At 71.1% G+C, this 23,949-nt stretch carries 24 protein-coding genes; 14 read left to right on the top strand and 10 right to left on the bottom strand.

The window, feature by feature from the left end; genetic code table 11:
* Window positions 1-29: 29 nt before the first annotated feature.
* Both ABZZ04_RS11830 and ABZZ04_RS11835 read right to left on the bottom strand, forming a co-directional pair.
* Window positions 30-677: an ABC transporter permease gene (locus ABZZ04_RS11830; RefSeq protein WP_356932032.1), complete on the bottom strand. Its 648-nt coding sequence runs from the start codon at window positions 675-677 to the stop codon at window positions 30-32.
* Window positions 678-692: 15 nt separating this feature from the next.
* Window positions 693-1,166: an Lrp/AsnC family transcriptional regulator gene (locus ABZZ04_RS11835; protein WP_283851823.1), complete on the bottom strand. Its 474-nt coding sequence runs from the start codon at window positions 1,164-1,166 to the stop codon at window positions 693-695.
* A gap of 135 nt (window positions 1,167-1,301) precedes the next feature.
* Between ABZZ04_RS11835 and hppD the strand changes: the two genes are divergently transcribed.
* Window positions 1,302-2,447: a 4-hydroxyphenylpyruvate dioxygenase gene (hppD, locus tag ABZZ04_RS11840; RefSeq protein ID WP_356932033.1), complete on the top strand. Its 1,146-nt coding sequence runs from the start codon at window positions 1,302-1,304 to the stop codon at window positions 2,445-2,447.
* 79 nt (window positions 2,448-2,526) lie between these two features.
* Here the strand turns inward: hppD and ABZZ04_RS11845 are convergent, their stop codons facing one another.
* From ABZZ04_RS11845 to ABZZ04_RS11855, 3 genes are all read right to left on the bottom strand, one after another.
* Window positions 2,527-3,765, bottom strand: coding sequence for an MFS transporter (locus ABZZ04_RS11845; RefSeq protein WP_356932034.1), 1,239 nt, complete (start codon window positions 3,763-3,765; stop codon window positions 2,527-2,529).
* A gap of 185 nt (window positions 3,766-3,950) precedes the next feature.
* Window positions 3,951-4,571: a TetR/AcrR family transcriptional regulator gene (locus ABZZ04_RS11850; protein WP_356932035.1), complete on the bottom strand. Its 621-nt coding sequence runs from the start codon at window positions 4,569-4,571 to the stop codon at window positions 3,951-3,953.
* A 128-nt stretch (window positions 4,572-4,699) separates the two neighbouring features.
* Entirely contained in the window at window positions 4,700-6,133 is a 1,434-nt protein-coding gene (locus ABZZ04_RS11855) for a tetratricopeptide repeat protein (protein ID WP_356932036.1), read from the bottom strand.
* A 292-nt stretch (window positions 6,134-6,425) separates the two neighbouring features.
* On the opposite strand from ABZZ04_RS11855, the gene ABZZ04_RS11860 reads away from it, so the two are divergent.
* Window positions 6,426-7,793, top strand: a complete 1,368-nt coding sequence (locus ABZZ04_RS11860; RefSeq protein WP_356932037.1) for an FAD-linked oxidase C-terminal domain-containing protein — start codon at window positions 6,426-6,428, stop codon at window positions 7,791-7,793.
* Between the two features lie 222 nt (window positions 7,794-8,015).
* On the opposite strand, the gene ABZZ04_RS11865 is transcribed toward ABZZ04_RS11860, so the two are convergent.
* Window positions 8,016-8,492, bottom strand: coding sequence for an SsgA family sporulation/cell division regulator (locus ABZZ04_RS11865; protein ID WP_356932038.1), 477 nt, complete (start codon window positions 8,490-8,492; stop codon window positions 8,016-8,018).
* Between the two features lie 211 nt (window positions 8,493-8,703).
* Between ABZZ04_RS11865 and ABZZ04_RS11870 the strand changes: the two genes are divergently transcribed.
* The gene (locus ABZZ04_RS11870; protein WP_356932039.1) at window positions 8,704-10,401 is read left to right on the top strand and encodes an RDD family protein; all 1,698 of its coding nucleotides are present in this window, start codon (window positions 8,704-8,706) and stop codon (window positions 10,399-10,401) included.
* A gap of 143 nt (window positions 10,402-10,544) precedes the next feature.
* A complete protein-coding gene (locus ABZZ04_RS11875) occupies window positions 10,545-11,192 on the top strand; it encodes an RDD family protein (protein ID WP_356932040.1) in 648 nt (215 codons plus the stop codon).
* Window positions 11,193-11,430: 238 nt separating this feature from the next.
* Here ABZZ04_RS11875 and ABZZ04_RS11880 read toward each other — a convergent pair whose 3' ends face one another.
* The gene (locus ABZZ04_RS11880) at window positions 11,431-11,787 is read right to left on the bottom strand and encodes a hypothetical protein (RefSeq protein ID WP_356932041.1); all 357 of its coding nucleotides are present in this window, start codon (window positions 11,785-11,787) and stop codon (window positions 11,431-11,433) included.
* 368 nt (window positions 11,788-12,155) lie between these two features.
* Here ABZZ04_RS11880 and ABZZ04_RS11885 point away from each other — a divergent pair, with 368 nt between their 5' ends.
* Both ABZZ04_RS11885 and ABZZ04_RS11890 read left to right on the top strand, forming a co-directional pair.
* A complete protein-coding gene (locus ABZZ04_RS11885) occupies window positions 12,156-14,555 on the top strand; it encodes an immune inhibitor A domain-containing protein (RefSeq protein ID WP_356932042.1) in 2,400 nt (799 codons plus the stop codon).
* A gap of 124 nt (window positions 14,556-14,679) precedes the next feature.
* Complete coding sequence (locus tag ABZZ04_RS11890; RefSeq protein WP_356932043.1) at window positions 14,680-15,015, top strand: hypothetical protein; 336 nt, start codon at window positions 14,680-14,682, stop codon at window positions 15,013-15,015.
* Window positions 15,016-15,136: 121 nt separating this feature from the next.
* Here ABZZ04_RS11890 and ABZZ04_RS11895 read toward each other — a convergent pair whose 3' ends face one another.
* Window positions 15,137-15,721, bottom strand: coding sequence for an isochorismatase family protein (locus ABZZ04_RS11895; RefSeq protein ID WP_356932044.1), 585 nt, complete (start codon window positions 15,719-15,721; stop codon window positions 15,137-15,139).
* Window positions 15,722-15,952: 231 nt separating this feature from the next.
* A complete protein-coding gene (locus tag ABZZ04_RS11900; protein WP_356932045.1) occupies window positions 15,953-17,281 on the bottom strand; it encodes a nicotinate phosphoribosyltransferase in 1,329 nt (442 codons plus the stop codon).
* A gap of 78 nt (window positions 17,282-17,359) precedes the next feature.
* Here ABZZ04_RS11900 and clpS point away from each other — a divergent pair, with 78 nt between their 5' ends.
* The 7 genes from clpS (at window position 17,360) to ABZZ04_RS11935 (ending at window position 22,200) form a co-directional block, all read left to right on the top strand.
* On the top strand, window positions 17,360-17,674 hold the full coding sequence (gene clpS, locus ABZZ04_RS11905) for an ATP-dependent Clp protease adapter ClpS (RefSeq protein ID WP_356932046.1): 315 nt from the start codon (window positions 17,360-17,362) through the stop codon (window positions 17,672-17,674).
* 128 nt (window positions 17,675-17,802) lie between these two features.
* The gene (locus tag ABZZ04_RS11910; protein WP_356932047.1) at window positions 17,803-18,390 is read left to right on the top strand and encodes a DUF2017 domain-containing protein; all 588 of its coding nucleotides are present in this window, start codon (window positions 17,803-17,805) and stop codon (window positions 18,388-18,390) included.
* Window positions 18,391-18,540: 150 nt separating this feature from the next.
* Window positions 18,541-20,043 carry an amino acid permease gene (locus ABZZ04_RS11915; RefSeq protein WP_356932048.1) on the top strand — a complete coding sequence of 501 codons (1,503 nt, stop codon included), beginning with the start codon at window positions 18,541-18,543 and terminating at the stop codon, window positions 20,041-20,043.
* 119 nt (window positions 20,044-20,162) lie between these two features.
* Window positions 20,163-20,594 carry a M67 family metallopeptidase gene (locus ABZZ04_RS11920; RefSeq protein WP_356932049.1) on the top strand — a complete coding sequence of 144 codons (432 nt, stop codon included), beginning with the start codon at window positions 20,163-20,165 and terminating at the stop codon, window positions 20,592-20,594.
* A 145-nt stretch (window positions 20,595-20,739) separates the two neighbouring features.
* The gene (locus tag ABZZ04_RS11925; protein WP_356932050.1) at window positions 20,740-20,868 is read left to right on the top strand and encodes a putative leader peptide; all 129 of its coding nucleotides are present in this window, start codon (window positions 20,740-20,742) and stop codon (window positions 20,866-20,868) included.
* Between the two features lie 103 nt (window positions 20,869-20,971).
* Entirely contained in the window at window positions 20,972-21,250 is a 279-nt protein-coding gene (locus tag ABZZ04_RS11930; protein WP_356932051.1) for a MoaD/ThiS family protein, read from the top strand.
* Entirely contained in the window at window positions 21,250-22,200 is a 951-nt protein-coding gene (locus ABZZ04_RS11935; protein ID WP_356932052.1) for a cysteine synthase, read from the top strand. Before ABZZ04_RS11930 ends, ABZZ04_RS11935 begins: the two co-directional genes overlap by 1 nt.
* A 241-nt stretch (window positions 22,201-22,441) precedes the next feature.
* Here the strand turns inward: ABZZ04_RS11935 and ABZZ04_RS11940 are convergent, their stop codons facing one another.
* Window positions 22,442-22,954 carry a type II toxin-antitoxin system PemK/MazF family toxin gene (locus ABZZ04_RS11940; RefSeq protein WP_356932053.1) on the bottom strand — a complete coding sequence of 171 codons (513 nt, stop codon included), beginning with the start codon at window positions 22,952-22,954 and terminating at the stop codon, window positions 22,442-22,444.
* A 178-nt stretch (window positions 22,955-23,132) separates the two neighbouring features.
* Here ABZZ04_RS11940 and ABZZ04_RS11945 point away from each other — a divergent pair, with 178 nt between their 5' ends.
* Complete coding sequence (locus tag ABZZ04_RS11945; protein WP_356932054.1) at window positions 23,133-23,885, top strand: MBL fold metallo-hydrolase; 753 nt, start codon at window positions 23,133-23,135, stop codon at window positions 23,883-23,885.
* Window positions 23,886-23,949: the final 64 nt, after the last annotated feature.

Genomic DNA, 23,949 nt, shown 5'->3' on the forward strand with positions numbered 1-23,949 from the left:
CGTTCCCGGAAGCGGCTGTCCCGTGGGACTCAGGCACGGATCCCCCTCGGGATGGTGAGCCGCCCCAGCAGCACGTACGCGGCGTCGAAGAGCAGGGCGAGGACGACGATGCCGAGCGTGCCCGCGAGGACCTGGTTGATCGCGTTGGCGCTGCCCAGCGAGGCGATGCCGCGGAAGATCTCGTTGCCCAGACCGGGGCCCGAGGCGTACGCGGCGATGGCGGCGATGCCCATCAGCATCTGCGTGGAGACCCGGATGCCGGTGAGGATCGGCGGCCAGGCGAGCGGCAGTTCGATCCGGCACAGCTGCGCCGGGCGCGACATCCCGATGCCCTTCGCCGCGTCGACCAGCGCGGGATCGACCCCGCGCAGCCCCACGATGGAGTTGCGGACGACGGGCAGCAGCCCGTACAGGGTCAGGGTGATCACCGTGGGCGCGACCCCGAGGCCGACCAGCGGGATCAGCAGACCGATCGCGGCGAGGGAGGGGATGGTGAGGATCGTCGCCGTGGACGTGATGGCCAGCGACCCGGCCCATCCGCTGCGATAGGTGACGACCCCGATCAGGACGCCCAGCACGGTGGCGATGACCATGCACTGGAACACGGCGCTGACGTGCTGGTACGCGTCGGTGAGCAGCTGTTGGTGCCGGTTGCCCAGATACTCCCAGAAGCTCACGCGCCACTCCTCGGCTCAGTCGTCGTCCTCCGCGGCCTGCTCGACGAGCGGGATGACCCGCAGCGGGACCGGGTTCTCCATGACGATGGCCGTGGAGGCCCGGACGATGCCATCAAAACCGACAACCCGGTCGATCACCCGTTGGAGATCGGCGTTGGAACGGGCGACGAGACGGCACAGCATGTCGCCGTGCCCGGTGGTGGTGTGCAGCTCCAGCACCTCCGGAACGCCGGCCAAGTGGGCCCGTACATCGGCCCCTTGACCCTGTTTGATCTCCAGCGTCGCGAACGCCGTGACGGGGTACCCGAGCGCCGCCGGATCGACCGTCGGACCGAAACCGCGGATGACGCCATTCGACTGAAGCCGGTCGAGACGGGCCTGCACCGTGCCCCGTGCCACGCCGAGCCTGCGCGAGGCCTCCAGCACCCCGATGCGGGGTTCGCGGGCCAGCAGCACGATGAGTCTGCCGTCCAGTCGATCGATCGTCATGAGTCATCCCCCGGAAGGTCGACGTGATGGTCATCATGTACAGATAGCCCGGTCATCATCCCGATTCGCTGTACAGATTGACCAGGGAAAACGCGAACTATTGCGCACCTTGCGAAGCGGGGAGAGTCTTCGAACATGACTGAGACTCTGCACACCACCCCCGACACCGCTCGGCAGGCCGACCCCTTCCCGGTCAAGGGAATGGACGCGGTCGTCTTCGCCGTCGGCAACGCCAAGCAGGCCGCGCACTACTACTCGACGGCCTTCGGAATGAAGCTGGTCGCCTACTCCGGACCGGAGAACGGCAGCCGCGAGACGGCGAGTTACGTACTGACCAACGGCTCGGCCCGTTTCGTCTTCACCTCCGTCATCAAGGCGGCCACCGACCGCGGCCGCTTCCTCGCCGACCACGTCGCCGAGCACGGCGACGGCGTCGTCGACCTGGCCATCGAGGTCCCGGACGCCCGGGCGGCCTACGCGTACGCGGTCGAGCACGGTGCCCGCGGCATCGAGGAGCCCCACGAGGTGAAGGACGAGAACGGCACCGTCGTGCTCGCCGCCATCGCCACGTACGGCAAGACCCGCCACACCCTGGTGGAGCGCTCCGGTTACGAGGGCCCGTACCTGCCCGGGTTCGTCGCCGCCGACCCGATGGTCGAGCCGCCGGCCAAGCGCTTCTTCCAGGCCATCGACCACTGCGTCGGCAACGTGGAACTCGGCCGGATGAACGAGTGGGTCGAGTTCTACAACAAGGTCATGGGCTTCACCAACATGAAGGAGTTCGTGGGCGACGACATCGCCACCGAGTACTCCGCCCTCATGTCGAAGGTCGTCGCCGACGGCACCCTCAAGGTGAAGTTCCCGATCAACGAGCCGGCGATCGCCAAGAAGAAGTCCCAGATCGACGAGTACCTGGAGTTCTACGGCGGCGCCGGCGTCCAGCACATCGCGCTCGCCACGAACGACATCGTCGCCTCGGTGCGGGCGATGCGCGCGGCGGGCGTCCAGTTCCTGGACACCCCCGACTCGTACTACGACACCCTCGGCGAGTGGGCGGGCGAGACCCGCGTGCCGGTGGAGATCCTGCGCGAGCTGAAGATCCTCGTCGACCGCGACGAGGACGGCTACCTGCTGCAGATCTTCACCAAGCCGGTCCAGGACCGCCCGACCGTCTTCTTCGAGATGATCGAGCGCCACGGCTCGATGGGCTTCGGCAAGGGCAACTTCAAGGCCCTGTTCGAGGCGATCGAGCGCGAGCAGGAGAAGCGCGGCAACCTCTGACCACAGGTCCGGCGACCGCGGGTCCGGCTCCGCCGGGCGGGGAACACCCGCCCGGCGGAGCCGTTGCCGTCGCGGTGCGTCACGGCGCCGACGTGACGGGCTCCTCGGCCCGGGGGCGTTCGCGGGCGCCGGTGCGCAGGTACGGGCTCGCCAGGGCGGGCAGGACCGCCGCGATCGCGAGGACGGCCAGCACGATTCCGAGGACGACCGGGGCGCGGAGTCCGTGGGCCGGGATCAGCGCCGATCCCACGGCGGAGCCGAGGATGACCCCGAGGGTGATGAACGACGCGTGGACGGTGTTGACCAGCGGCGTGGTGCCGCCGGCCCGCTGCACCCGTACGGCCATCGCGGGGTTCATGGTCACGCCGGTCAGGCCGATGCCGAGCATGAACGCCAGCGCCGGTGACGGGGCGTCGGTGAAGAGCGCGAACCCGGTCAGGAAGACCGCGTTGAGCCCGGTGCCGATCAGCAGGGTCGAGACGGTGTGCCGGTCGGCCAGGCGGGCGACGACCGTGTTGCCGACCAGCGTCGCGGCGCCGTAGGCGAGCAGGAGCAGCGGCACCAGCCCCTCCGGGAAGCCGGTGACCTCGGTCAGGATCGGCGTGAAGAAGCTGAAGGCGGAGAACGTCGCCCCGATGATCAGGGTGCTGGAGACGAGCGCCAGCACGAACTGCGGCCGACGGAGCACGGCGAGCTCGTCCCGCATCGAACGCGCCTCCTCGGGGACCTCGGGCTCCGCGGGGTTCCGGACGAGGGCGACGATCAGGATTCCGGCGACGAGGGTGAGCAGGGAGATGGTCCAGAAGGCGGCCTGCCAGCCGAGCCGCCCGCCGACGAACGTCGCCAGCGGCAGCCCGAGCAGGGTGCCGAGCATCAGCCCGTTCATCGCGACGCCGTTCGCGCGGCCGCGTATCCGCTCGTCCACCAGCCGCGCGCACATCGACACGGCGATGCCGAAGAACGCCTGCGAGGCGATGCCGCCGATGATCCGGGCGACCACCATGACCGGGTAGGAGGTCGCGAGGGCCGCGAGGACGTTGCCGACGAGGAACACGGCGACGATCGCCAGCAGCGCGGTCCTCGGCGGAACCCTCAGCAGGGACATGGTCAGGACCGGTCCGCCGACGGTCATCGCGACGGCGAAGACCGTCACGAGGTAACCGATCCGCTCGATCCCCGTGCCGAGTCCCTCGGCGAGTTGCGGCATGAGTCCGGCGACTGCGAACTCGCTGGTCACCATCGCGAAAATGCCCGCGGCGAGGATGTGGACGGCCAGGGGGACCGTCCTGGCCGGGGTGTGCGTGGTCGGTGGGGTCATCTCTCCGCTTTCTGTGATCGAGAGTCCAAAACTCGGGCGTGCGAGGGCCCGGACCGGGGGTCGGGGCGGCGGGCCTCGAAACAGGGGTGGGCGTGGAAGTCCGGGCCCAGGGGGTGTTCGGGGGCGTACGGGTCCGGGGTCAGGGACGCGCGGTGTCCGGGGTCAGGAACGCGCGGTGTCCGGGGTCAGGGACGCGCGGTGTCCGGGGTCAGGAGGGTGCGGAGTCCGGCCAGGGCGATCCGGCGCAGGGTTTCCGCGTCCGCGCCGGTCTGCGCGGTGACCCGCAGCCCGGACACGACGGTGTTGACCAGCATGGCGCCGTCCTCCGCGTCGACGTCCGGGGAGATGCTCCCGTCGAGCCGGCCGGCCCGGACGGCCCCGGCCAGCAGGGAGTTCCGGTCCCGCAGGTCGCGATCGAGGATGCGTGCGATGCGTTCGTCCCGCGCGCGCAGGTCGGGGTTCATGAAGCTCTGCACGACCATGCACCCGGCGGCGTGCCCCCGACGGGCGGCCTCCTGCTCCTCGGCGATGACGACGTCGACCAGTGCCCGCAGCCGGTCCGCGCCGCGGAGCCCGTCGTCGGCGAGGATCGCGGTCTGCCGCTCCCGGATCGCGCCGACGTAGTGCTCCAGGGCGCGGACGAACAGCTCGTCCTTGGAGACGAAGGCGTTGTAGAGGCTGCTGCGCCGCACACCGGCCGCCTCGCAGAGCTGCTCGGTCGAGGTCTCGGCGAACCCGTGCACCCGGAACTCGCCGGCCGCGGCGTCGAGCACGGCGGTCTCGTCGAACGTACGTGGTCTGGCCATGCGAACCACCCTAACAGGAATTGGATTGCAGAATCCAAAACGGGTGCGGTCCCTGCCGCCGTGCCCCGCGCGACGGCTCGTGTGCCGGGTCCGCCCCGGCCTCCGGGGCCGGGGCGGACCCGGAGGCCCTACCCGGCGTCCGCCGGAGGAGCGGTCAGGTCGTCCAGGGCCTTCCGGGCGGCCGGACCGGCCAGGGGCGAGAACCGCGGATCGGTGCGCAGCGCCTCCTCCAGATTGCGGCGGGCCGGACCGTACCGCCCCGACCCCCGCTGGATCATGCCCAGGTGGTACGAGTACGAGGCGTTCTGCCCGCCCGTGCCGACCGCGCGGGCCGCGTACTCCAGGGCGGCGTCCGGGTCGCCGGAGCGGTACAGGGCCCAGCCCAGCGCGTCCGCCACCGCCGCGCTGCGGTGCGACCGCGCCCACTCGGCCCTCAGCACCTCGACCGCCTCGGCCGGGTTCCCGTGATCGGCCTCGAACCGGCCGCGCAGCAACGCGTCGTCCACACCCCGGGCGGCGTCGCGGGCGAGCGTCTCGGAGAGCCGGGCGTACTGGCTGCGGGCGCTCCTGCCCTGCCCCAGCGACTCGTACAACTCGCCCAGCTCCAGCATGTACTCGGGCCGGGGGAGACCCGCCAGGGCCGCCTGGTAGTCGCGCTGCGCCTCGTCCGTGCGGCCGAGCGCCGCCAGTGCCGCGGCCCGGCCCGCGAGCGACGGGTGGTGGGTGCGGTCGGTCCGCAGCGCCGCACCGTACTGCGCGACCGCCTCCTCCGGCTCGCCCCGCTTCCGGGCCAACTCGCCCAGCAGGTACAGGCACTCCGCCTTCTGCGCCGGTGCGGTGGCCCGGTCCGCCGCGTCCTGCGCGCTCGCCAGCGCGTCCTCGTGCCGGCCCCGGTCCAGGTACGTCCTGGCCTTCTGCATGAGCGCCGGGACCCCGGAACGCAGCTCCGCGAACCTCTCCACCGCCCTGTTCACCGACGTGTCGTCGCCCAGGCCCCGGTAGGCGTCGATCAGCGCCGGATACACGGCCCACTGCTTCGGCTCCCGCGCCCGTACGGCCTCGCCCCACTTCTTCGCCGTCCCGAAGTCGTGCCGGGCGTTGGCGAGTGCCGCGAGCCCCACCCGGGCGGTGTCCCCGTCCTCCCCGGGCCCGGCGTCCAGCGAGCGCCTCAGCGCCCGTTCGGCCCGGCCGTAGTACGCCGCGTCCGCGGAACGCAGCCCCCACTCCACGTAGGCCGCGCCGAGCACCGCCCAGGACCGCGCGTCGGACGGATGCACGCCCACCCACCGCTGCCGGTCCCCGATCAGCGCCTTCAGATCGGCGAGCGCGACGGGGGAACCCGTGGCCGTCGCGGCCAGCGCGCGCGACACGGAGCCGGGCACGGGCGGCGGCGGGGCCTTCTTCCCCTCGTCGTCGGGAACGGCCACCACCGCACCCGTCACCAGCACCGCACCCGCCACCACGCCCAGGGCGGCCCTGCGCAGCGTCGTCCGCAGCGACGGGGGCGGCAACTCGGCCGGTGGCACGGGATCGGGCGGCGGGGCGGGAGGGGCCAGGACCATCGCGGAAGGAGCAGAAGGAGCAGAAGGAGCAGAAGGAGCAGAAGAGGCAGGAGAGGCAGGAGAGGTGGAAGAGGTGGAAGAGGTGGAAGAGGCCGGAGAGGCGGAAGAAGTGGGGGAGCCGGAAGGGGAGCCGGAAAGGTCAAGGGGCGAGCGGTTCAGGTCGGAGGACTGCGGAGGCTGCGGCGTGACGTCCATGCCGATCACTCTGCGTCAGTAATACGAACACACTGCGCCTTGCGGGGGCTGCCGCAGACGGGTTCACACCAATGGGCCCGGATGCCACGCTTGGATCATGAACGGTCTTCTCGAACGACTGAGCTCGGGCCTGCCCGCCGAGGCACTGGTCACCGATCCGGACGTCATGGCCTCGTACGCCCATGACATGGCGAGCTTCTGCGACGCCGGAACGCCCGCCGTCGTCGTGCTCCCGCGCACCGTGGAACAGGTCCAGCACGTCATGCGCACCGCGACGGCCCTGCGCGTCCCGGTCGTTCCGCAGGGAGCGCGCACCGGCCTGTCGGGCGCGGCCAACGCCTCCGACGGCTGCATCGTGCTGTCCCTGGTGAAGATGGACCGGATCCTGGAGATCGACCCCGTCGACCGGATCGCCGTGGTCGAACCCGGCGTGGTCAACGCGGTGCTGTCCAGGGCGGTCGACGAGCACGGCCTCTACTACCCGCCGGATCCCTCCAGCTGGGAGACGTGCACCATCGGCGGCAACATCGGCACCGCGTCCGGCGGTCTGTGCTGCGTGAAGTACGGGGTCACCGCCGAGTACGTACTGGGGCTCGACGTCGTCCTCGCGGACGGCCGCCTGCTCACCACCGGTCGTCGCACCGCCAAGGGCGTCGCCGGGTACGACCTCACCCGGCTCTTCGTAGGCTCCGAGGGCAGCCTCGGCATCGTCGTCCGGGCCGTGCTCGCGCTGAAGCCCCGGCCGCCGCAGCAGCTGGTGCTGGCCGCCGAGTTCCCGAGCGCGGCGACCGCCTGCGACGCGGTCTGCCGGATCATGGAGCGTGGTCACACTCCGTCACTCCTCGAACTGATGGACCGCACCACGGTCCGGGCCGTCAACCGGCTCACCGGCATGGGTCTTCCCGACACCACCGAGGCGCTCCTGCTCGCCGCCTTCGACACCCCGGACCCGTCGGCCGACCTGGCCGCCGTCGCCGAACTGTGCACCGCCGCGGGCGCCACCGAAGTGGTCCCGGCGGAGGACACGGCCGAGTCCGAGATGCTGCTCCAGGCCCGGCGGACGGCGCTCACCGCGCTGGAGACCGTCAGTTCGGCCACGATGATCGACGACGTCTGCGTACCGCGCTCGAAGCTTGCCGCGATGGTGGAGGGCACCGCGGCCATCGCCGAGAAGCACGGCCTCACCATCGGCGTCTGCGCGCACGCGGGCGACGGCAACACCCATCCCGTCGTCTGCTTCGACCACACCGACGCCGACGAGTCCCGGCGGGCCCGCGAGTCGTTCGACGAGATCATGGCGCTCGGCCTGGAACTCGGCGGCACGATCACCGGCGAACACGGCGTGGGCGTCCTGAAGAAGGAGTGGCTCGCGCGCGAACTCGGCGAGGTGGGCGTCGAGGTGCACCGGGGCATCAAGCAGGCGTTCGACCCGCTGGGGCTGCTCAACCCCGGCAAGGTGTTCTGAGGGACGGACGGCACGGCACCGCCTTTCCGGGGCACGGACGGCACGGCACCACCGTTCCGGGGGGCGGGCGGCAGGGCGCTGTTCCGGGAGTGCGGGCGGCAGGACACCTCCGCCCGCACTCCCGTCCGTACTTCCTCCGTAACTTCCTCACGCGTCCCTTCGCGCACTCCTGCCCGCGCCCCCTTCCGCGCTTCTTTCTTCCGTGCTTCCTGCCGGACTCCTTCACGCGTCGCCGTCCTGCGACTCGTCCGACGGCCACGGGTCGCGCATCCACAGGTCGTCGGCCGGCAGCGGGGCGAGCAGTTCGGCGAGTCCCTCGTCGATGCCGAGCCGCTCGGCCTCGGTGCCGGGCGGGACCACCCGCAGCGTCCGCTCCACCCACGCGGCCACCTGGGCGGAGGGCACCTCCAGGAGCGCGTTGCCGTCCGGCGAGGTCAGAGCGACGAAGATCACGTTGCGCTGGTCGACCTTGGTCGGCCAGATCCGCACGTCCCCGTGACCGCACGGCCGGAACACGCCCTCGACCAGCAGATCGCGGGCGAACGTCCAGTGGACGGGGAAGTCCGAGCCGATGTGAAAGGCGACGTGCACGGCGTACGGGTCCGCCGTGCGGTACGTCAGCCGTGCGGGGACGGGGATGCTGCGCTCGGGCGACAGGACCAGCTTGAGTTCCAGTTCGCGTTCCACGACGGTGTGCATGAGGGCGTCCTTCCGGTGTCCGTGGACCGGTCCCATGACCGGCCCGCACCAGGAGAGAGCGCCCTCCCCGCCGACTATTACGCGACTTCGGGAAAAAATTTTTGGCGGGATCGGAAAGTGGTCCAAAGCCCTGGAGCCGCCCAGGGGCGCGCGGGCTTCTGGTAGATGTGGACCCGTCGCATTCATGCCTCGAAGAGATACGGGAACGGTGATGAGCGCCCCAACCCCGGTACCCGGTGACGAGAGCCCCCGCGAGGGCTACTACCCCGACCCGTCCATTCCCGGATACGTCCGGTACTGGAACGGCTCCTCGTGGGTGCCCGGCACGAGTCGGCCCGCCCCGGAGCAGGGCGAGTCGGCGGCCGCGGCGCTCCCCGAAGCCGTGTCCGGCCCGCAGTCCCTGCCCCGGTCGCAGCAGCCGCAGTCGTCGGATCCGGCGCCGGCGGAGGAGACCGGTCCGATCTTCCTGGACGGGGAGCCCTCCCCGGGCAACCGCCCCGAACCGGCGAGCGCCTGGCAGGCCGACGCCTCCCGGCAGACCGGCTTCGGCGGGGAGCACGACCGGCGGGTCTCCTGGGGCGGCACCGGCCGGTCCGGCGAACCGGGCGGCGCGCCGGGCCCGTCGGAGCCCGGGGGCGTCGGAGCCGCGGAACCCGCCCGCGATCCCCGTACGCCCGCGGGCCGTGCCACGGCCGACCGGGTGCCCGAGGTCCGGACCCCCGCCGACAGCGCGCCCGTGGACCCGCGACGTCCCGCCGCGAGCGGTGACGGGGTTCCCGAGAGCACGGTCGCGATCCGGGTCGGCCGCCAGGGCCGCCCCGGCAGCAGCGGCAGTGGTGACGGAGCGGGCGGGGCCGGGGCCCCGCCCGCCGACGGGACGATGACGATCCGTTCCCTCGGCGGGGGCGAGCCCGCTCCCGCCCGCCGGGCGGAACCGGACCCGGGGGAGGGGACGATGACGATCCGTTCCCTCGGCCCCGGCGCGGGTACGCAGCCCTCCGCCCCGGCACCGGGTCTGCCTCCCGCGCAGAACCAGGCCCAGGCCCAGGCGCCCGTACAGAACCAGGCACAGCCGCCCGCGCAGGCGCAGGCCCCGTTCCCCGCGCAGACCTCGGCCCCCGCTCCCGCCGAGTCCAACGGCCCCGTCCCGCAGGGCGGCGCGGCCCCGTGGGCGCAGCAGGCCGCCGGCTCCCGGTTCCCGGAACAACAGCACGGTGCACAGCCCCAGCAGCCGGTGCTTCCGCAGCCCGGACTCCAGCAGCCGGGACCGCAGCCGGGGTTCCAGCAGCCCGGACTTCCTCAGCCGGGACCGCAGCAACCCGGGCCCCGACTCGGCGGCGCGCAGCCCGACCGGCCGGATCAGCCCGTCGTGCCCTGGAAACCGCCGGTCGACGATCCGTTCCAGCAACTCGCCCGGGCCCAGGCCGCGGCGAGGCCGGCCGGGCTCGGCAAGCGGTTCGCCGCCCGGCTCATCGACACCGCGGTGCTGATGGCGCTGGCCGGCGCGGCCGGTTTCCCGCTCGTCTCACGGGCCCTGGACCACATCGACGGGAAGATCGAGGCGGCGAAGCTGTCCGGCGAGACGGTCACCGTCTGGCTGATCGACTCCACCACGGCCGGTCTGTTCGGCGGGGCGCTGGGCGCGTTCCTCGTGCTGGGCGTCCTGCTGGACGCGCTGCCGACGGCCAAGTGGGGCCGCACGCTCGGCAAGAAGCTCTGCGGGCTCGAAGTACACGACATCGAGTCCCACGAGCCCCCGTCCTTCGGCGCCGCGCTGCGCCGCTGGCTGGTCTACGGCGTGCTGGGGCTCCTGGTGATCGGAGTGGTCGAGGTGCTGTGGTGCCTGATCGACAAGCCGTGGCGCCAGTGCTGGCACGACAAGGCGGCACACACCTTCGTCGCGGGCTGACGGAGGGCCGGCGGGGCCTCGTGGGGGCGGTCCGGACCGCCCCGGGCCCGACGGTCCATCGGGCGGGGCCCGCCGGGGCGCCCCGTTCGCCCGAACGCACCTGAGCCGTTGCGGGTGCCCCGGGGCCGGGGTGCACTGCCCCCATGAGCAACGATCAGCCGACGTCCGGTCAGCCGCCCGAGGACGACCCGTTCCGCAAGCAGCCGCAGGAACCGTCGCCGCCGTCGGGCTCGCCGTACGACGGTGCTCCGCCCCCGCCCCCGCCGCCGTACGATCCCGGCCCCTACGGCGGTGGCGGCCCGTACGGGGGCGCGGACCCGCTGGCGGGCATGCCGCCGCTCGGCGAGCCCGGGAAGCGGATCCTGGCCCGGCTGGTCGACTTCCTGATCATCTCGATCCCGCTGTACCTGATCTCGTTGCCGTGGGGCGGCGTCGTCGAGGTGACGGACGACGACGGCAACGTCTTCAACCAGACGTACAGCGGGCACCAGCTGGTGTGGTCGCTGATCGGCCTCGTCGCCTATGTCGCGTACGACACGTACTTCACGCACAAGGACGGCCGGACCCTCGGCAAGCGCCTCATGAAGCTGCGGGTCGCGATGCTCGACGACGGCCGGGTGCCGGACACCGGAACGTCGTTCCTGCGGGCCGTGGTGCTGTGGCTGCCGGCGCTGCTGTGCTGCCCGTGCCTGTGGTGGCTGATCAACATCGTGCTCATGTTCACGGACAAGCCGTACCGGCAGGGCCTCCAGGACAAGGCGGCGAAGACGGTGGTCGTCCAGACCAACTGACCGGCCACGAACGGGACCGACCAGTCACGAACCGGACCGATCTGCCGTGAGCCGGTCGAAACGATCGATTCGTTCGGGCCGTTCCGTTCCGTTCTGTTCCGTTCGGCAGGCCGGGCCGGGCCGCCGGAAGAAGGGGCGGGCCCGGCCCGGGGACGGACCGGTGAGCGGACACCGGTCCGTCCTCGTCGCGCTGCCCCGGCGCGGTGAGCGGGGGAAGGACCCGCTCCCGCGCGGGATTTCAGCGCCGCAGCGAATGCCGGGCCGGCTGCCCGTCGGCAGGGGTCCCGGAGCGCTGCCCGGCCGCGGGGGCCGGTGCCCCGGTCGCCTCGCGGGTGAGGCCCTCGGCCTTCATGGCCGCGGTGACCGCGTCGTGGTTCGCACCGGTCGCGGCACCGGTCCGGGCCGGCTTCGCGGTTTTCACGCGTGACGGGTGGGGTACGGTCACGGCCACCAGCAGACCGAGCGCGAGTGCCGCGGTGCCGATGACGGCGATGCCGACGCCCGACTCCGTGCGCGAGAGCAGCAGCATGGCGAGGGTCGAGAAGACGACGGTGACCGAACCGTAGGAGAACTGTGCGGCAGTGGGATGCGGCATGGCGGTATCCGTCCTCGGGGCATCGGATGGGCAGTCTCTCAACGCGGTCGCACTGTCAATCGACTCTACGACGGTGGATGCCCGAGCAGGACCAGCAGTAAGCGTGACCTAACCCACGGTACCGGTGCACGGGGGGCGCACGGAGTCATTTCGTACCTCAACCGTGGCCCGTGACGCGCCGGTTGCCCGTCCGGTGAACGTCCGGATAACGGAAACGATCTCCTGCATAGTGCACTTGGCTTGTTCAAGTCAAGATCTGTCTTTTTTCGAGTAACTCCGGTCGAATGTCGTCACTTGTGACGCGTACCTGCGCGCGGCCCCACCTCACTTTCGGCCGCAGCGGCGGGTGCCGGGGAGGACTGCATCAAGTGACCACAAACAGAGGGGCGCTTCGCGCTGCCGCGATTGTCGTGGCCATGGCCGCCACGGCCGCCACGGCGTCGGCCTTCGCCACGGCTCAGGCCGACGACAAGGCGTCGGGTGCGAAGAGCACCACCGTCGATCGCCGCGACCCGGGGTCGGCCAAGGGCAACGAGCACGACCTGAAGGGCCCGTTCAGCGAGCAGCAGGAAGCCCAGCGTCAGGCCGCCCTGGAGCAGGTCATCGCGGGCGACAAGAAGATCTCGAAGCGCGGCGGCTCCCAGGTCGTCAAGCTCGACGACAAGAAGTACGTCGAGCTCGGCCGGGAGAAGACCGACAAGATCTTCACGATCCTGGTGGAATTCGGCGACAAGGTCGACGACACGACCATGTTCGACCCGGACGGCGACGGCCCCGAGCCCGCCGTCCCGAAGTACGGCGGTGCGCCCGGCCCGCTGCACAACAAGATAGCCAAGCCGGACCCCAAGAAGGACAACAGCACGGCCTGGCGGGCCGACTACAACCAGGAGCACTTCCAGGACCTCTACTTCGGTGAGGGCGACGGGAAGGACTCGCTGAAGACGTACTACGAGAAGACGTCCTCCGGGCGCTACTCGGTCGAGGGCCAGGTCTCCGACTGGGTCAAGGTCCCGTACAACGAGGCCCGTTACGGCTCCAACTACTGCGGCTCGACCAACTGCGCCAACGCCTGGGACATGATCCGGGACGGCGTGAACGCCTGGACCGCCGACCAGAAGGCCAAGGGCCGTACGCAGGAGCAGATCAAGGCCGATCTCGCCCAGTACGACCAGTGGGACCGTTACGACTTCGACAATGACGGCAACTTCAACGAGCCCGACGGCTACATCGACCACTTCCAGGTCGTCCACGCCGGTGAGGACGAGTCCGCGGGCGGCGGCGCCGAGGGCAAGAACGCCATCTGGGCCCACCGCTGGTACGCCTACGGCACCGACAACGGCGCGACCGGTCCGGCCAACAACAAGGCGGGCGGCACCCAGATCGGTGACACCGGCATGTGGGTCGGTGACTACACCGCGCAGCCCGAGAACGGCGGCCTGGGCGTCTTCGCCCACGAGTACGGCCACGACCTGGGCCTGCCCGACCTGTACGACACCACCAACACCGCCGAGAACTCGGTCGGTTTCTGGTCCCTGATGTCGGCCGGCTCCTGGCTCGGCAAGGGCAAGGGCGAGATCGGCGACCTGCCCGGCGACATGACCGCCTGGGACAAGCTCCAGCTGGGCTGGCTCGACTTCGCCGAGGCCAAGGCCGCGACGAAGTCCGTCCACAAGCTGGGCGTCTCCGAGTACAACACCAAGAACAAGCAGGCGCTCGTCGTCACGCTGCCCGAGAAGCCCGTCACCACCGCCGTCACGAAGCCGGCGGAGGGCTCCAAGCAGTGGTGGAGCGACATGGGCGACAACCTGAGCAACACCCTGTCCCGCTCGGTCGACCTGACCGGCAAGTCCAAGGCGTCCCTGGACCTCTCGGGCTGGTGGGACATCGAGAAGGACTACGACTACCTCTACACCGAGGTGTCTACGAGCGGCGGCACCAGCTGGACCGCGATCGACGGCACGGCCGACGGCAAGGCGATCCCGCGCGACGCCAGTGACAAGCCGGCCCTGACCGACGTCTCCGGCAAGTACCAGAAGCTCTCGTACTCGCTGGACGCCTACGCGGGCAAGAAGATCGACATCCGCTTCCGCTACGCCACCGACGGCGGCGCGGGCGGCATCGGCTTCGCCGCCGACACCATCTCGGTCAACGCCGACGGTGCCGCGATCTTCAGCGACAACGCCGAGGGCGACGACAACGGCTGGACCGCCAAGGGCTTCTCCCGCGTCGGCGAGTCGTTCACCAAGAACTACCCGCAGTACTACATCGCGGAGAACCGCCAGTACGTCAGCTACGACAAGACCCTCGAGGTCGGCCCGTACAACTTCGGCTTCTCCAAGACCCGTCCGGACTGGGTCGAGCACTACCCGTACCAGAACGGTCTGCTCGTCTGGCTCTGGGACAAGTCCCAGAAGGACAACAACGTCTCGCAGCACCCGGGCCAGGGTCTGATCCTGCCGGTCGACTCCCACGCCAAGCCGCTGAAGTGGGCCGACGGCACGATCATGCGCAACAAGATCCAGCCCTTCGACGCCCCGTTCAGCTGGTACCGCACGGACGGCTTCACGCTGCACAACGCGGACGCCCCGGTCCGGATCAAGTCGCAGAGCGGCGTTCCGGTCTTCGACGACCGCAAGGGCACCTACTGGTACAAGGAGAACCCGACCGGAAGCGTTCAGGTTCCTGACACCAACACCCGGATCTCGATCATCAGCGAGCCCCGCAACGGCTCGACGATCACCGTCAAGGTCGGTCCTTCGGGCAAGTAGTTTCGCATAACCGCAGGTCAAAGCATGATCGGCCGTCGCCCTCTAGCGGGCGGCGGCCGATCGTGTTTAGGTGCGTCTTGTTCAGATCCTTATTGACACAATGTCTCACGGGGGAGCGCGGAGCATGGCAGGCGGAGGGTTCAGCAAGTTGCCGAACGGCAGGGTCGTGGTGGCGATCACACTGCCCAGCCCGACGGACGGGACGGGGCCGGGCACCCCGGTCCGGGTCCTGGTGCACGCGGCCAACCGGGCCCGCGCCCTGACCAGGCTGCGGAACCTGGGCCTGCGCGCCGTCTACCTCCGGGGCAACGCCGAACCGCCCACCCCCGACGAGATCACCGCCGTGCTGCACCACCCCGACGGGCTGCTGTGGCGCGCGAGGCCGGAGCGGGACCAGGAGCTCTGGCACCCGATACGCACCCTGCTGCGCCCGGCGATACCGGCCGGGCGCCCGGCCTGAGACCGGGGCGGGCCGGGCCCGGGACCGGGGCCGGGCGCCCGGGACCGGGGGACGAGGCCGCGACGGGACCGGGGGACGGGCCCGGAGCCCCTCGCGGGCCCGGGGCGGCCCGTCGGCCCCGTCAGACCACCGGCTTGCCGGACAGCTTCACGCCCGCCCTGCGGAGCTCCTCCAGGGCCCGTTCCGTGGTCGTCTCGGCGACCCCCGCGGTCAGGTCGAGCAGCACGTGCGTCGTGAAGCCGGCCCGGACCGCGTCCAGGGCCGTCGCCCGTACGCAGTGGTCGGTCGCGATGCCGACCACGTCCACCTCGGTGACCTGGCGCTCCCGCAGCCAGTCGGCCAGCCCCACGCCGTTCTCGTCCAGGCCCTCGAAACCGCTGTACGCGGCGGCGTAGGCACCCTTGTCGAAGACCGCGTCGATCGACCCCGAGGCGACCGCGGGGGTGAAGTTCGGATGGAAGCCGACCCCTTCCGTGCCGGCCACGCAGTGGGCGGGCCAGGAGTGCTCGAAGTCCGGCTGCGCGGAGAAGTGGTCGCCCGGGTCGATGTGGTGGTCGCGGGTGGCCACCACGTGGCGGTACCCGGGCTGGGAGTCGCCGATCAGGTCGGTGATGGCGGCGGCGACATCGGCGCCTCCCGCCACTGCGAGGCTGCCGCCCTCGCAGAAGTCGTTCTGAACGTCGACGACGATCAAGGCGCGGTGCATGACGGGTGTCCTTAGGTGGGGGACGGTCGGCGGTCGTGGGGCGTTGTCCCGGGCCGGGGGCGGCGGCCCCCGGGGTCCCGGGCTCCCGGTCCGGGGGATTCGAGGCCCCCGGGCTTTCGAGCCTAGAGACTCGGGGCCCGCCCGGGCGAGGGGTCGGCACCGGGCCTCTCACGGCGTCACGGGGGAGGGGCGGCGCCCGGACGGGCCCGGACGCCGCCCCCGGCGGCCCCGTCAGACGTACTCCGTGGGGATGACCGGCTCCCCGCGGGACAGCTGCAGCGCCGACAGCGGAAGCCCCGCCCGCGCCGCGATGTGCCGGTCGCGCGCCGCGTCCAGCGGCTCGCGGGCGACCACCTCGCCGCCCTTGACCAGCTCGACCAGCAACTGCCGGTCGGCCAGCTCCACCGGTACGGGACCGGTGCCGACCACCTCGGCCTCGGCCACCCCGTGCTCGTCCGGACGGCGCGCGGCCCACTTGCGACCGCCCACCGACGACTTCGCGCCGAGCGACTTCTTGGCCACCGGGCGCAGCGGGTCCGCCGGATCGGCGGACCCGGCGCGGGCGACCAGCTTGTAGACCATCGAGCAGGTGGGGTGCCCGCTGCCGGTCACCAGCTGCGTGCCCACCCCGTACGCGTCGACCGGCGCGGCGGCCAGTGAGGCGATGGCGTACTCGTCCAGGTCCGAGGTCACCACGATCTTCGTCGCGGTGGCGCCCAGCTCGTCCAGCTGCTGGCGCACCCGGTGCGCGACCAGCAGCAGGTCGCCGGAGTCGATCCGCACCGCGCCCAGCTCGGTACCGGCGATCTCGACCGCCGTACGGACCGCCTCGGTGACGTCGTACGTGTCGACCAGCAGCGTCGTGCCCCGGCCCAGCGAGTCGACCTGGGCCCGGAACGCGTCGCGCTCGGTGTCGTGGAGCAGGGTGAAGGCGTGCGCGCTGGTCCCGACGGTCGGGATGTTGTAGCGGAAGCCCGCCGCCAGGTCGGACGTGGTGTTGAAGCCGCCGACGTACGCGGCGCGCGCCGACGCGACCGCCGACAGTTCATGGGTGCGGCGTGCACCCATCTCGATCAGGCCGCGCCCGCCCGCCGCCGTGGACATCCGGGACGCCGCGGCGGCGATCGCCGAGTCGTGGTTGAGGATCGACAGGATCACCGTCTCCAGCAGCACGCACTCGGCGAAGGAGCCCTCCACCCGCAGGATCGGCGAGCCCGGGAAGTACACCTCGCCCTCCGGGTAGCCCCAGATGTCACCGCTGAAGCGGTAGTCGGCCAGCCAGTCGAGGGTGGGCCCGTCGACGACGTCCTGCTCGCGCAGGAAGGTGAGCATCTCGTCGTCGAAGTGGAAGTTCTCCACCGCGTCCAGCACCCGTCCGATGCCCGCGACGACGCCGTAGCGCCGCCCCTCGGGCAGCCGGCGCGTGAACGCCTCGAAGACCGAGCGCCGATCGGCCGTGCCGGCTTTCAGCGCGGCCTGCACCATCGTGAGTTCGTACTGGTCGGTGAAGAGCGCGGTCGACGGCACACCGACCCGACGCCCAAGGTCCGCAGAGTTCATGTTTCGGATGCTACCCCTATTTCGTCAAAGTGACGAGATCTCGGGTCGTTTGTGCGATGACCCCTCCCGGGTGGCAGCATGGGGTGGGTGAGTGTCGCCCCTACAGAGATCGAGCGTCCCGAATCGGCCGAGGAGAGCCTCGTCGTCCCCGAGCCCGACGTGCCCTGGGTGACGCTGGTGCACAACGACCCGGTCAACCTCATGAGCTATGTGACCTATGTCTTCCAGGCGTACTTCGGTTACTCCAAGGACAAGGCGCACAAGCTGATGCTGGACGTCCACCACAAGGGACGGGCCGTCGTCTCCAGCGGCAGCCGCGAGGAGATGGAACGCGACGTCCAGGCCATGCACGGCTACGGACTGTGGGCCACCCTCACGCAGGACCGCGGCTAGGGTCCGTCCGGCGGGGTCCGCCGGGAGGGGCGCCGGACCGTGCGCGCCACCGACCCCGCGCCGTGGCCCCGATCCGCCGAGCCCGCCCTGCACCGCCCGCCCGACCGACCCATCATCGGAGAGAACCCATGGCCGGCCATTTCGAGGCCACCCCAGGCGGCGGCGCGGCCGTCGCGCTCGACGAGGTGGAGATCGCGATCCTGCGCTCCCTCGCCGTCCAGCTGCTGGAGCTGATCGGCCCCGGCGACGAGCCCGCCGAGGGCGAGGACCCGCTCGCCGCGCTCTTCGCGGAAGGGCCCAGCGAACCGCCCGCCGACCCCGCGCTGGCCCGCCTCTTCCCCGAGGCATACGGCGACGAGGACGGCGAACTGCGAGCCGCCTCCGCCGAGTTCCGCCGCTTCACCGAGAACGACCTGCGCGCCCGCAAGCGCGACGACGCCCTCGTCGTCGTACGCACCCTGGACGCGCTCACGACCGCCGGGAACGGCGACGCCGTGCTCGAACTCACCGCCGACGAGTGCCGCAACTGGCTCGGCGCCCTCAACGACCTCCGGCTCACCATCGGTACCCGCCTGGAGGTCTCCGAGGAGGGCGAGGGCGAGGCCGGCTCGCTCTACCGGCTGCCCGACAGCGACCCGCGCAAGCCGATGGTCATGGCCTACCTCTGGCTCGGCGGGCTCCAGGAGACCCTCGTGGAAACGCTGATGCCGGATTAGGCGCCGGGCGTCCCGTTCGTCATTGAAACAGAATGACGAACACCTCACCCGAACGGTCCTTGTTGCTGCGCCTGGATACGTTTATCGGCTTTTCCTTGTGCTGACCGCCACATAATTCCCGGTGGACGGGCACGGCGAAAGGCGCAGCACATGACATCGGCGCAGATCGACGAGGGGAAAGGCGGCCGGCCGGCCGCACGGACCGAGTCCGCCGGACCGGCGGGCGAGGGGTACCGGCGGGCCCTCGGGGCCCGCCAGATCCAGATGATCGCCATCGGCGGGGCCATCGGCACCGGGCTCTTCCTCGGCGCGGGAAAGGCGATCTCCAAGGCCGGACCCAGCCTGATCCTGGCCTACGCCGTCGCGGGCCTGGTCATCTTCCTCATCATGCGGGCACTGGGCGAACTCCTCATGTACCGGCCGGTCTCGGGCTCCTTCTCCGAGTACGCCCGTGAATTCGTCGGCCCCTTCGCCGGATTCGTCACCGGCTGGACCTACTGGCTCTTCTGGGTCGTCACCGGAATCACCGAAGTCACCGCGGCCGCCCAGTACATGACGTTCTGGTTCGACATTCCCCAGTGGGCGTCGGCACTGGTCTTCACCGTCATCCTGTACGGCGTGAACCTGATCTCCGTGAAACTCTTCGGAGAGCTCGAATTCTGGTTCTCCATGGTCAAGGTGACCGCCATCGTCGGCATGATCCTCATCTGCGCCGGAATCCTCACCCTCGGCTTCTCCGACGCCGGTGACACCGCCTCCGTCACCCACCTCTGGGCCGACGGCGGCTTCTTCCCGCACGGCATCAAGGGCACCCTGATGACCCTGCAGATCGTGATGTTCGCCTTCCTCGCCGTCGAACTCGTCGGGGTCACCGCGGGCGAGTCCAAGGACCCGGAGACCGTGCTGCCCAAGGCCATCAACACCGTGCCGTGGCGCATCGCCGTCTTCTACGTCGGCGCCCTCGTCATGATCCTCTCGGTGGTCCCGTGGTCCGTGTTCCAGCCGAAGGTCTCGCCGTTCGTCGCCGCCTTCGAGGAGATGGGCCTCGGCGTCGGCGCCGGCATCGTCAACTTCGTCGTGCTGACCGCGGCCCTCTCCTCCTGCAACTCCGGCATGTACTCCACCGGCCGGATGCTCCGGGACCTCTCGCTCAACGGACAGGGCCCGAAACTCTTCGCCCGGCTCACCCGCAGCGGCACCCCGCTCGTCGGCACGACCTTCTCCGCCGCCCTGATGCTCGTCGGCGTCTGGATCAACTACCAGTGGCCCGGGGACGCCTTCACCTACGTCGTCTCCTTCGCCACCATCTCCGGCATGTGGGCCTGGATCATGATCCTCGTCTGCCAGATCCGCTACCGGCGCCTCGCCGACCGCGGACTGCTCCCGCGCTCGGGCTTCCGGACCCCCGGCGCCCCGCTCACCGGCTTCCTCGCGCTGGCCTTCATCGCGGTGGTCGTGGTGATGATGGGCATCGACCCGAGCACCAGGATCTCGCTGTACTGCGCCCCGCTCTGGGCCGCCCTCCTCGGCGTCTCGTACCTGGTCCTCAAGGCCCGCGACCCGCAGGGCGGGGCGTTCACGAGGACCCGGCCCAAGGCCGGCGGCACGGAGTCCGCGAAGGACGGGGAGCGGAAGACCCTCATGGGGAACTGAGGGCGTCCGGCACCCCCTCCGGTCCCGCGGAACCCGGACGCCCCAACGGTCGTGTCCACCATTCGGGCCATGGCGTACCAAACCCCGGTACGCCATGGCCCGCGGCCTATCCTGGCGCCATGCTGACCATCACCCAGGCGCTCCACGACCAGATCGTCGCGCACGCCCGCGCCGACCACCCCGACGAGGCGTGCGGCGTGGTCGCGGGGCCGGCCGGGACCGGCCGCGCCGAGCGGTTCATCCCGATGCTCAACGCCGCCCGCTCGCCCACCTTCTACGAGTTCGACTCGGCCGACCTCCTCAAGCTCTACCGCGAGATGGACGACCGCGACGAGGAGCCGGTGATCATCTACCACTCCCACACGGCGACCGAGGCGTACCCCTCGCGCACCGACGTCACCTACGCCAACGAACCCGGCGCCCACTACGTCCTCGTCTCCACGGCGGACGCCGACGACGCGGGCCCCTTCCAGTTCCGCTCGTACCGCATCGTCGACGGCGTGATCACCGAGGAGGACGTCGAGGTCGTCGAGGCGTACGAGGCCGCCTGACCGCCCCGCCCGGCCGCCGGGACGGGAGTCGCCCGGCGGCCGGGCGGACCCGGGGCGACACAGATCGTCCACCTGTCGAACATCGCCCATCCGTCATGTGAGATCACACTCGGGATTGCGGACCGGGAATCGATACGATGACCGCATGGTTCTCCATGACGTGAGCGACAGGACGCCGGGCACACTGCTCGTCGCGCGGCTGCACGTCGACCTGTGCAGGCTCTCCAGCGCGATCTGTACGAGCCGCCCGCCCGCCGCCGACCGCGAGGTCTGAGCCGGGCCGCGGCCCGAAACACCGCACGCACGCACCAACCCCCGCGCGGGGGCAGAGCCGCGCGCCCCACGCCACTTCCCCGCTTCCGACAGGAGCCCACGCCATGGCCATCGAGGTCCGCATCCCGACCATCCTCCGCACCTACACCGACGGCGCCAAGGCCGTCGAGGGCAACGGGGAGACCCTCGCCGACCTCTTCACGGACCTGGACAGCCGCCACAACGGCATCCGCGAGCGCATCGTCGACGGCGGCGAACTCCGCCGCTTCGTGAACGTCTACCTCAACGACGAGGACGTCCGCTTCCTCGACGGCATCTCCACCAAGCTGAGCGACGGCGACAACGTCACGATCCTCCCGGCCGTGGCCGGCGGAATGCGCTGATGCGGTACGACTCCCCGCTGGCGGCCGTGGGGAACACTCCCCTCGTCCGCCTCCCGCGGCTCTCCCCCTCCGACGACGTCCGCATCTGGGCCAAGCTGGAGGACCGCAACCCCACCGGCTCGATCAAGGACCGCCCCGCGCTCCACATGGTCGAACAGGCGGAGAAGGACGGCCGGTTGACCCCCGGCTGCACCATCCTGGAACCCACCAGCGGCAACACCGGCATCTCGCTCGCCATGGCGGCCAAGCTCAAGGGCTACCGCATCGTGTGCGTCATGCCGGAGAACACCTCCCAGGAACGGCGCGACCTGCTCGCCATGTGGGGCGCCGAGATCATCTCGTCCCCGGCGGCGGGCGGCTCCAACACGGCGGTGCGCGTCGCCAAGGAGCTGGCCGCCGAGCACCCGGACTGGATCATGCTCTACCAGTACGGGAACCCGGACAACGCGGGCGCCCACTACGCCACCACCGGCCCCGAGATCCTCACCGACCTCCCCTCCGTCACCCACTTCGTGGCGGGCCTCGGCACCACCGGGACGCTCATGGGAGTCGGCCGCTACCTGCGCGAACACAAGCCGGACGTCAAGATCGTCGCCGCCGAGCCGCGCTACGACGACCTCGTCTACGGCCTCCGCAACCTCGACGAGGGCTTCGTGCCCGAGCTGTACGACGCCTCCGTCCTCACCACCCGCTTCTCCGTCGGCTCGGCCGACGCCGTCACCCGCACCCGCGAACTCCTCCAGCAGGAGGGAATCTTCGCGGGCGTCTCCACGGGCGCCGCACTCCACGCCGCGATCGGCGTGGGGAACAAGGCGGTCAGGGCGGGGGAGCAGGCCGACATCGTCTTCGTCGTCGCGGACGGCGGCTGGAAGTACCTGTCGACGGGCGTCTACACGGCCCCGACCACGGAAGCCGCCATCGAAACACTCCAGGGCCAGCTCTGGGCGTGAGCCCCGACGGGCCGCCGACGGGCCGGAGCCAGGACCGTCACAGAGGAAGCGGGGGAAGACCCGCACCACATCCGTCCGCCGGGCGGGCCGAACACCCCGGCCCGCCCGGCGGACGGCATTCCGGCCGGTCCGGGCCGTCCCGCACCCGGCCTCCCCGTCCGCCCGGAGCCCGGCGCACCGCCCCGTCCGGCGGACGGCACCGCGAGCACACCCGCCCCGCGCACCCCGTGCCGCCCCCGGCTCACCCCAGCCCCCGCACCCGCTCCCACACCTTCGGGTCCACGTTCCCCACCCGCCGCCGGAACCCCCGCACGGAGACCTGCCGCAACTCGTCCGTCTCCAGATAGCTCGCCCGGTTCCGCGCGTCCCCCACCGTCCCCGCGGGCAGCGCGATCACCCCCGGCCGGCCCTCGTGGTACTTGCTGGTGATCTTCGCGACGAGCGCCGAGTCGCCCCGTACCGAGAGCACCAGGCAGGGCCGGTCCTTCGCGCCGGGCCCGTCCTCGTACGGCACCTCCGCCCACCAGATCTCACCCGGCCGGGGCCGCGCCCCCCGCTCCGGGCCGGTCCCGCGACCGGGCGCCGCCGGGGGACGGGTCCGCCCGCCCGGACGCGTACCGGGCGGCGCCCCCGCCGACCTGCCGGAACGCCCGCGGGGCCGGCCGCCGCCCCGCCCCCGGCCGTCGGCGACCGCCGCGACGAGTGCGAGCAGTACCACCAGAGCGAGCGCGAGCCACCACCAGGACATGTCCATGCCCCCGACCGTACCGGCGGTCCCACCGCTTCCATCGAACCGGTGACAGCACAGGTGAGTTCCCCCACAACGGACGGCCGTGGAGGAGCGACCGACACTTTCGCGCCTTACGCTCGACAAACCGCTCAACAGACCGTACGAACCCTCCCCGTTCCCACGTCCCGGAGGTTCACGCTCCATGAAGCTCACCGTCGTCGGCTGCTCCGGCTCGTTCCCGTCCGCGGGATCCGCATGCTCGAGCTACCTCGTAGAGGCCGACGGCTTCAGGCTGCTCCTCGACATGGGCAACGGCGCCCTCGGCGAGCTGCAGCGTCACATCGGTCTCTACGACCTCGACGCCGTCTTCCTCAGTCACCTCCATGCCGATCACTGCATCGACATGTGCGCGTACTTCGTCGTCCGCTACTACCGGCACGACGGCGGGCGCCCCGCCCCCATCCCGGTCTACGGTCCCGAGGGCACCGAGCAGCGACTGACCACCGCCCACGCCGACACCCCGTCCGAGCACGCGATGGGCGAGGTCTTCGACTTCCACACGCTGAAGCCGGGAACGTTCGAGATCGGCCCCTTCTCGGTCCGCACGGAGAAGGTCTGCCACCCCGTCGACACCTTCGCGATCCGCGTCGAGCACGGCGGCCGCTCGCTCGCGTACTCCGGGGACACGGGCATCTGCGAGGCCCTGGACGAACTTGCCGAGGGGGTCGATCTGTTCCTCTGCGAAGCATCGTTCCTCCACGGCAAGGAGGACATTCCGGACCTCCACCTCAACGGCCGCGAGGCGGGCGAGATCGCCGCCCGTGCCGGAGTGGGGCGGCTCGTCCTCACCCACATCCCGCCGTGGACCGACGCGGACCGCAACCTGGCCGATGCCCGCGCGGTCTTCCGCGGACCGGCGGACGTCGCGGTGCCCGGCGCGGTCTACGAGGTCTGAGGGCCGTTCCCCGGGGGCCGCTCGGAGCCCCTCCCCCTTGGCGCACGGTTCCCGGACGCGGCGA

Origin of the sequence: Streptomyces sp. NPDC006435, assembly GCF_040612315.1 — a bacterium.
Lineage (GTDB): Bacteria > Actinomycetota > Actinomycetes > Streptomycetales > Streptomycetaceae > Streptomyces.

Coding starts and splice junctions, on each gene's coding strand:
- ABZZ04_RS11835 (WP_283851823.1), bottom strand. CDS start 1,166: ATGACGATCGATCGACTGGACGGCAGACTCATCGTGCTGCTGGCCCGC.
- ABZZ04_RS11930 (WP_356932051.1), top strand. CDS start 20,972: ATGGCCATCGAGGTCCGCATCCCGACCATCCTCCGCACCTACACCGAC.
- hppD (WP_356932033.1), top strand. CDS start 1,302: ATGACTGAGACTCTGCACACCACCCCCGACACCGCTCGGCAGGCCGAC.
- ABZZ04_RS11860 (WP_356932037.1), top strand. CDS start 6,426: ATGAACGGTCTTCTCGAACGACTGAGCTCGGGCCTGCCCGCCGAGGCA.
- ABZZ04_RS11925 (WP_356932050.1), top strand. CDS start 20,740: ATGGTTCTCCATGACGTGAGCGACAGGACGCCGGGCACACTGCTCGTC.
- ABZZ04_RS11945 (WP_356932054.1), top strand. CDS start 23,133: ATGAAGCTCACCGTCGTCGGCTGCTCCGGCTCGTTCCCGTCCGCGGGA.
- ABZZ04_RS11900 (WP_356932045.1), bottom strand. CDS start 17,281: ATGAACTCTGCGGACCTTGGGCGTCGGGTCGGTGTGCCGTCGACCGCG.
- ABZZ04_RS11865 (WP_356932038.1), bottom strand. CDS start 8,492: ATGCACACCGTCGTGGAACGCGAACTGGAACTCAAGCTGGTCCTGTCG.
- ABZZ04_RS11920 (WP_356932049.1), top strand. CDS start 20,163: ATGCTGACCATCACCCAGGCGCTCCACGACCAGATCGTCGCGCACGCC.
- ABZZ04_RS11870 (WP_356932039.1), top strand. CDS start 8,704: ATGAGCGCCCCAACCCCGGTACCCGGTGACGAGAGCCCCCGCGAGGGC.
- ABZZ04_RS11915 (WP_356932048.1), top strand. CDS start 18,541: ATGACATCGGCGCAGATCGACGAGGGGAAAGGCGGCCGGCCGGCCGCA.
- ABZZ04_RS11890 (WP_356932043.1), top strand. CDS start 14,680: ATGGCAGGCGGAGGGTTCAGCAAGTTGCCGAACGGCAGGGTCGTGGTG.
- ABZZ04_RS11880 (WP_356932041.1), bottom strand. CDS start 11,787: ATGCCGCATCCCACTGCCGCACAGTTCTCCTACGGTTCGGTCACCGTC.
- ABZZ04_RS11910 (WP_356932047.1), top strand. CDS start 17,803: ATGGCCGGCCATTTCGAGGCCACCCCAGGCGGCGGCGCGGCCGTCGCG.
- clpS (WP_356932046.1), top strand. CDS start 17,360: ATGGGGTGGGTGAGTGTCGCCCCTACAGAGATCGAGCGTCCCGAATCG.
- ABZZ04_RS11935 (WP_356932052.1), top strand. CDS start 21,250: ATGCGGTACGACTCCCCGCTGGCGGCCGTGGGGAACACTCCCCTCGTC.
- ABZZ04_RS11895 (WP_356932044.1), bottom strand. CDS start 15,721: ATGCACCGCGCCTTGATCGTCGTCGACGTTCAGAACGACTTCTGCGAG.
- ABZZ04_RS11850 (WP_356932035.1), bottom strand. CDS start 4,571: ATGGCCAGACCACGTACGTTCGACGAGACCGCCGTGCTCGACGCCGCG.
- ABZZ04_RS11940 (WP_356932053.1), bottom strand. CDS start 22,954: ATGGACATGTCCTGGTGGTGGCTCGCGCTCGCTCTGGTGGTACTGCTC.
- ABZZ04_RS11845 (WP_356932034.1), bottom strand. CDS start 3,765: ATGACCCCACCGACCACGCACACCCCGGCCAGGACGGTCCCCCTGGCC.
- ABZZ04_RS11875 (WP_356932040.1), top strand. CDS start 10,545: ATGAGCAACGATCAGCCGACGTCCGGTCAGCCGCCCGAGGACGACCCG.
- ABZZ04_RS11855 (WP_356932036.1), bottom strand. CDS start 6,133: ATGGTCCTGGCCCCTCCCGCCCCGCCGCCCGATCCCGTGCCACCGGCC.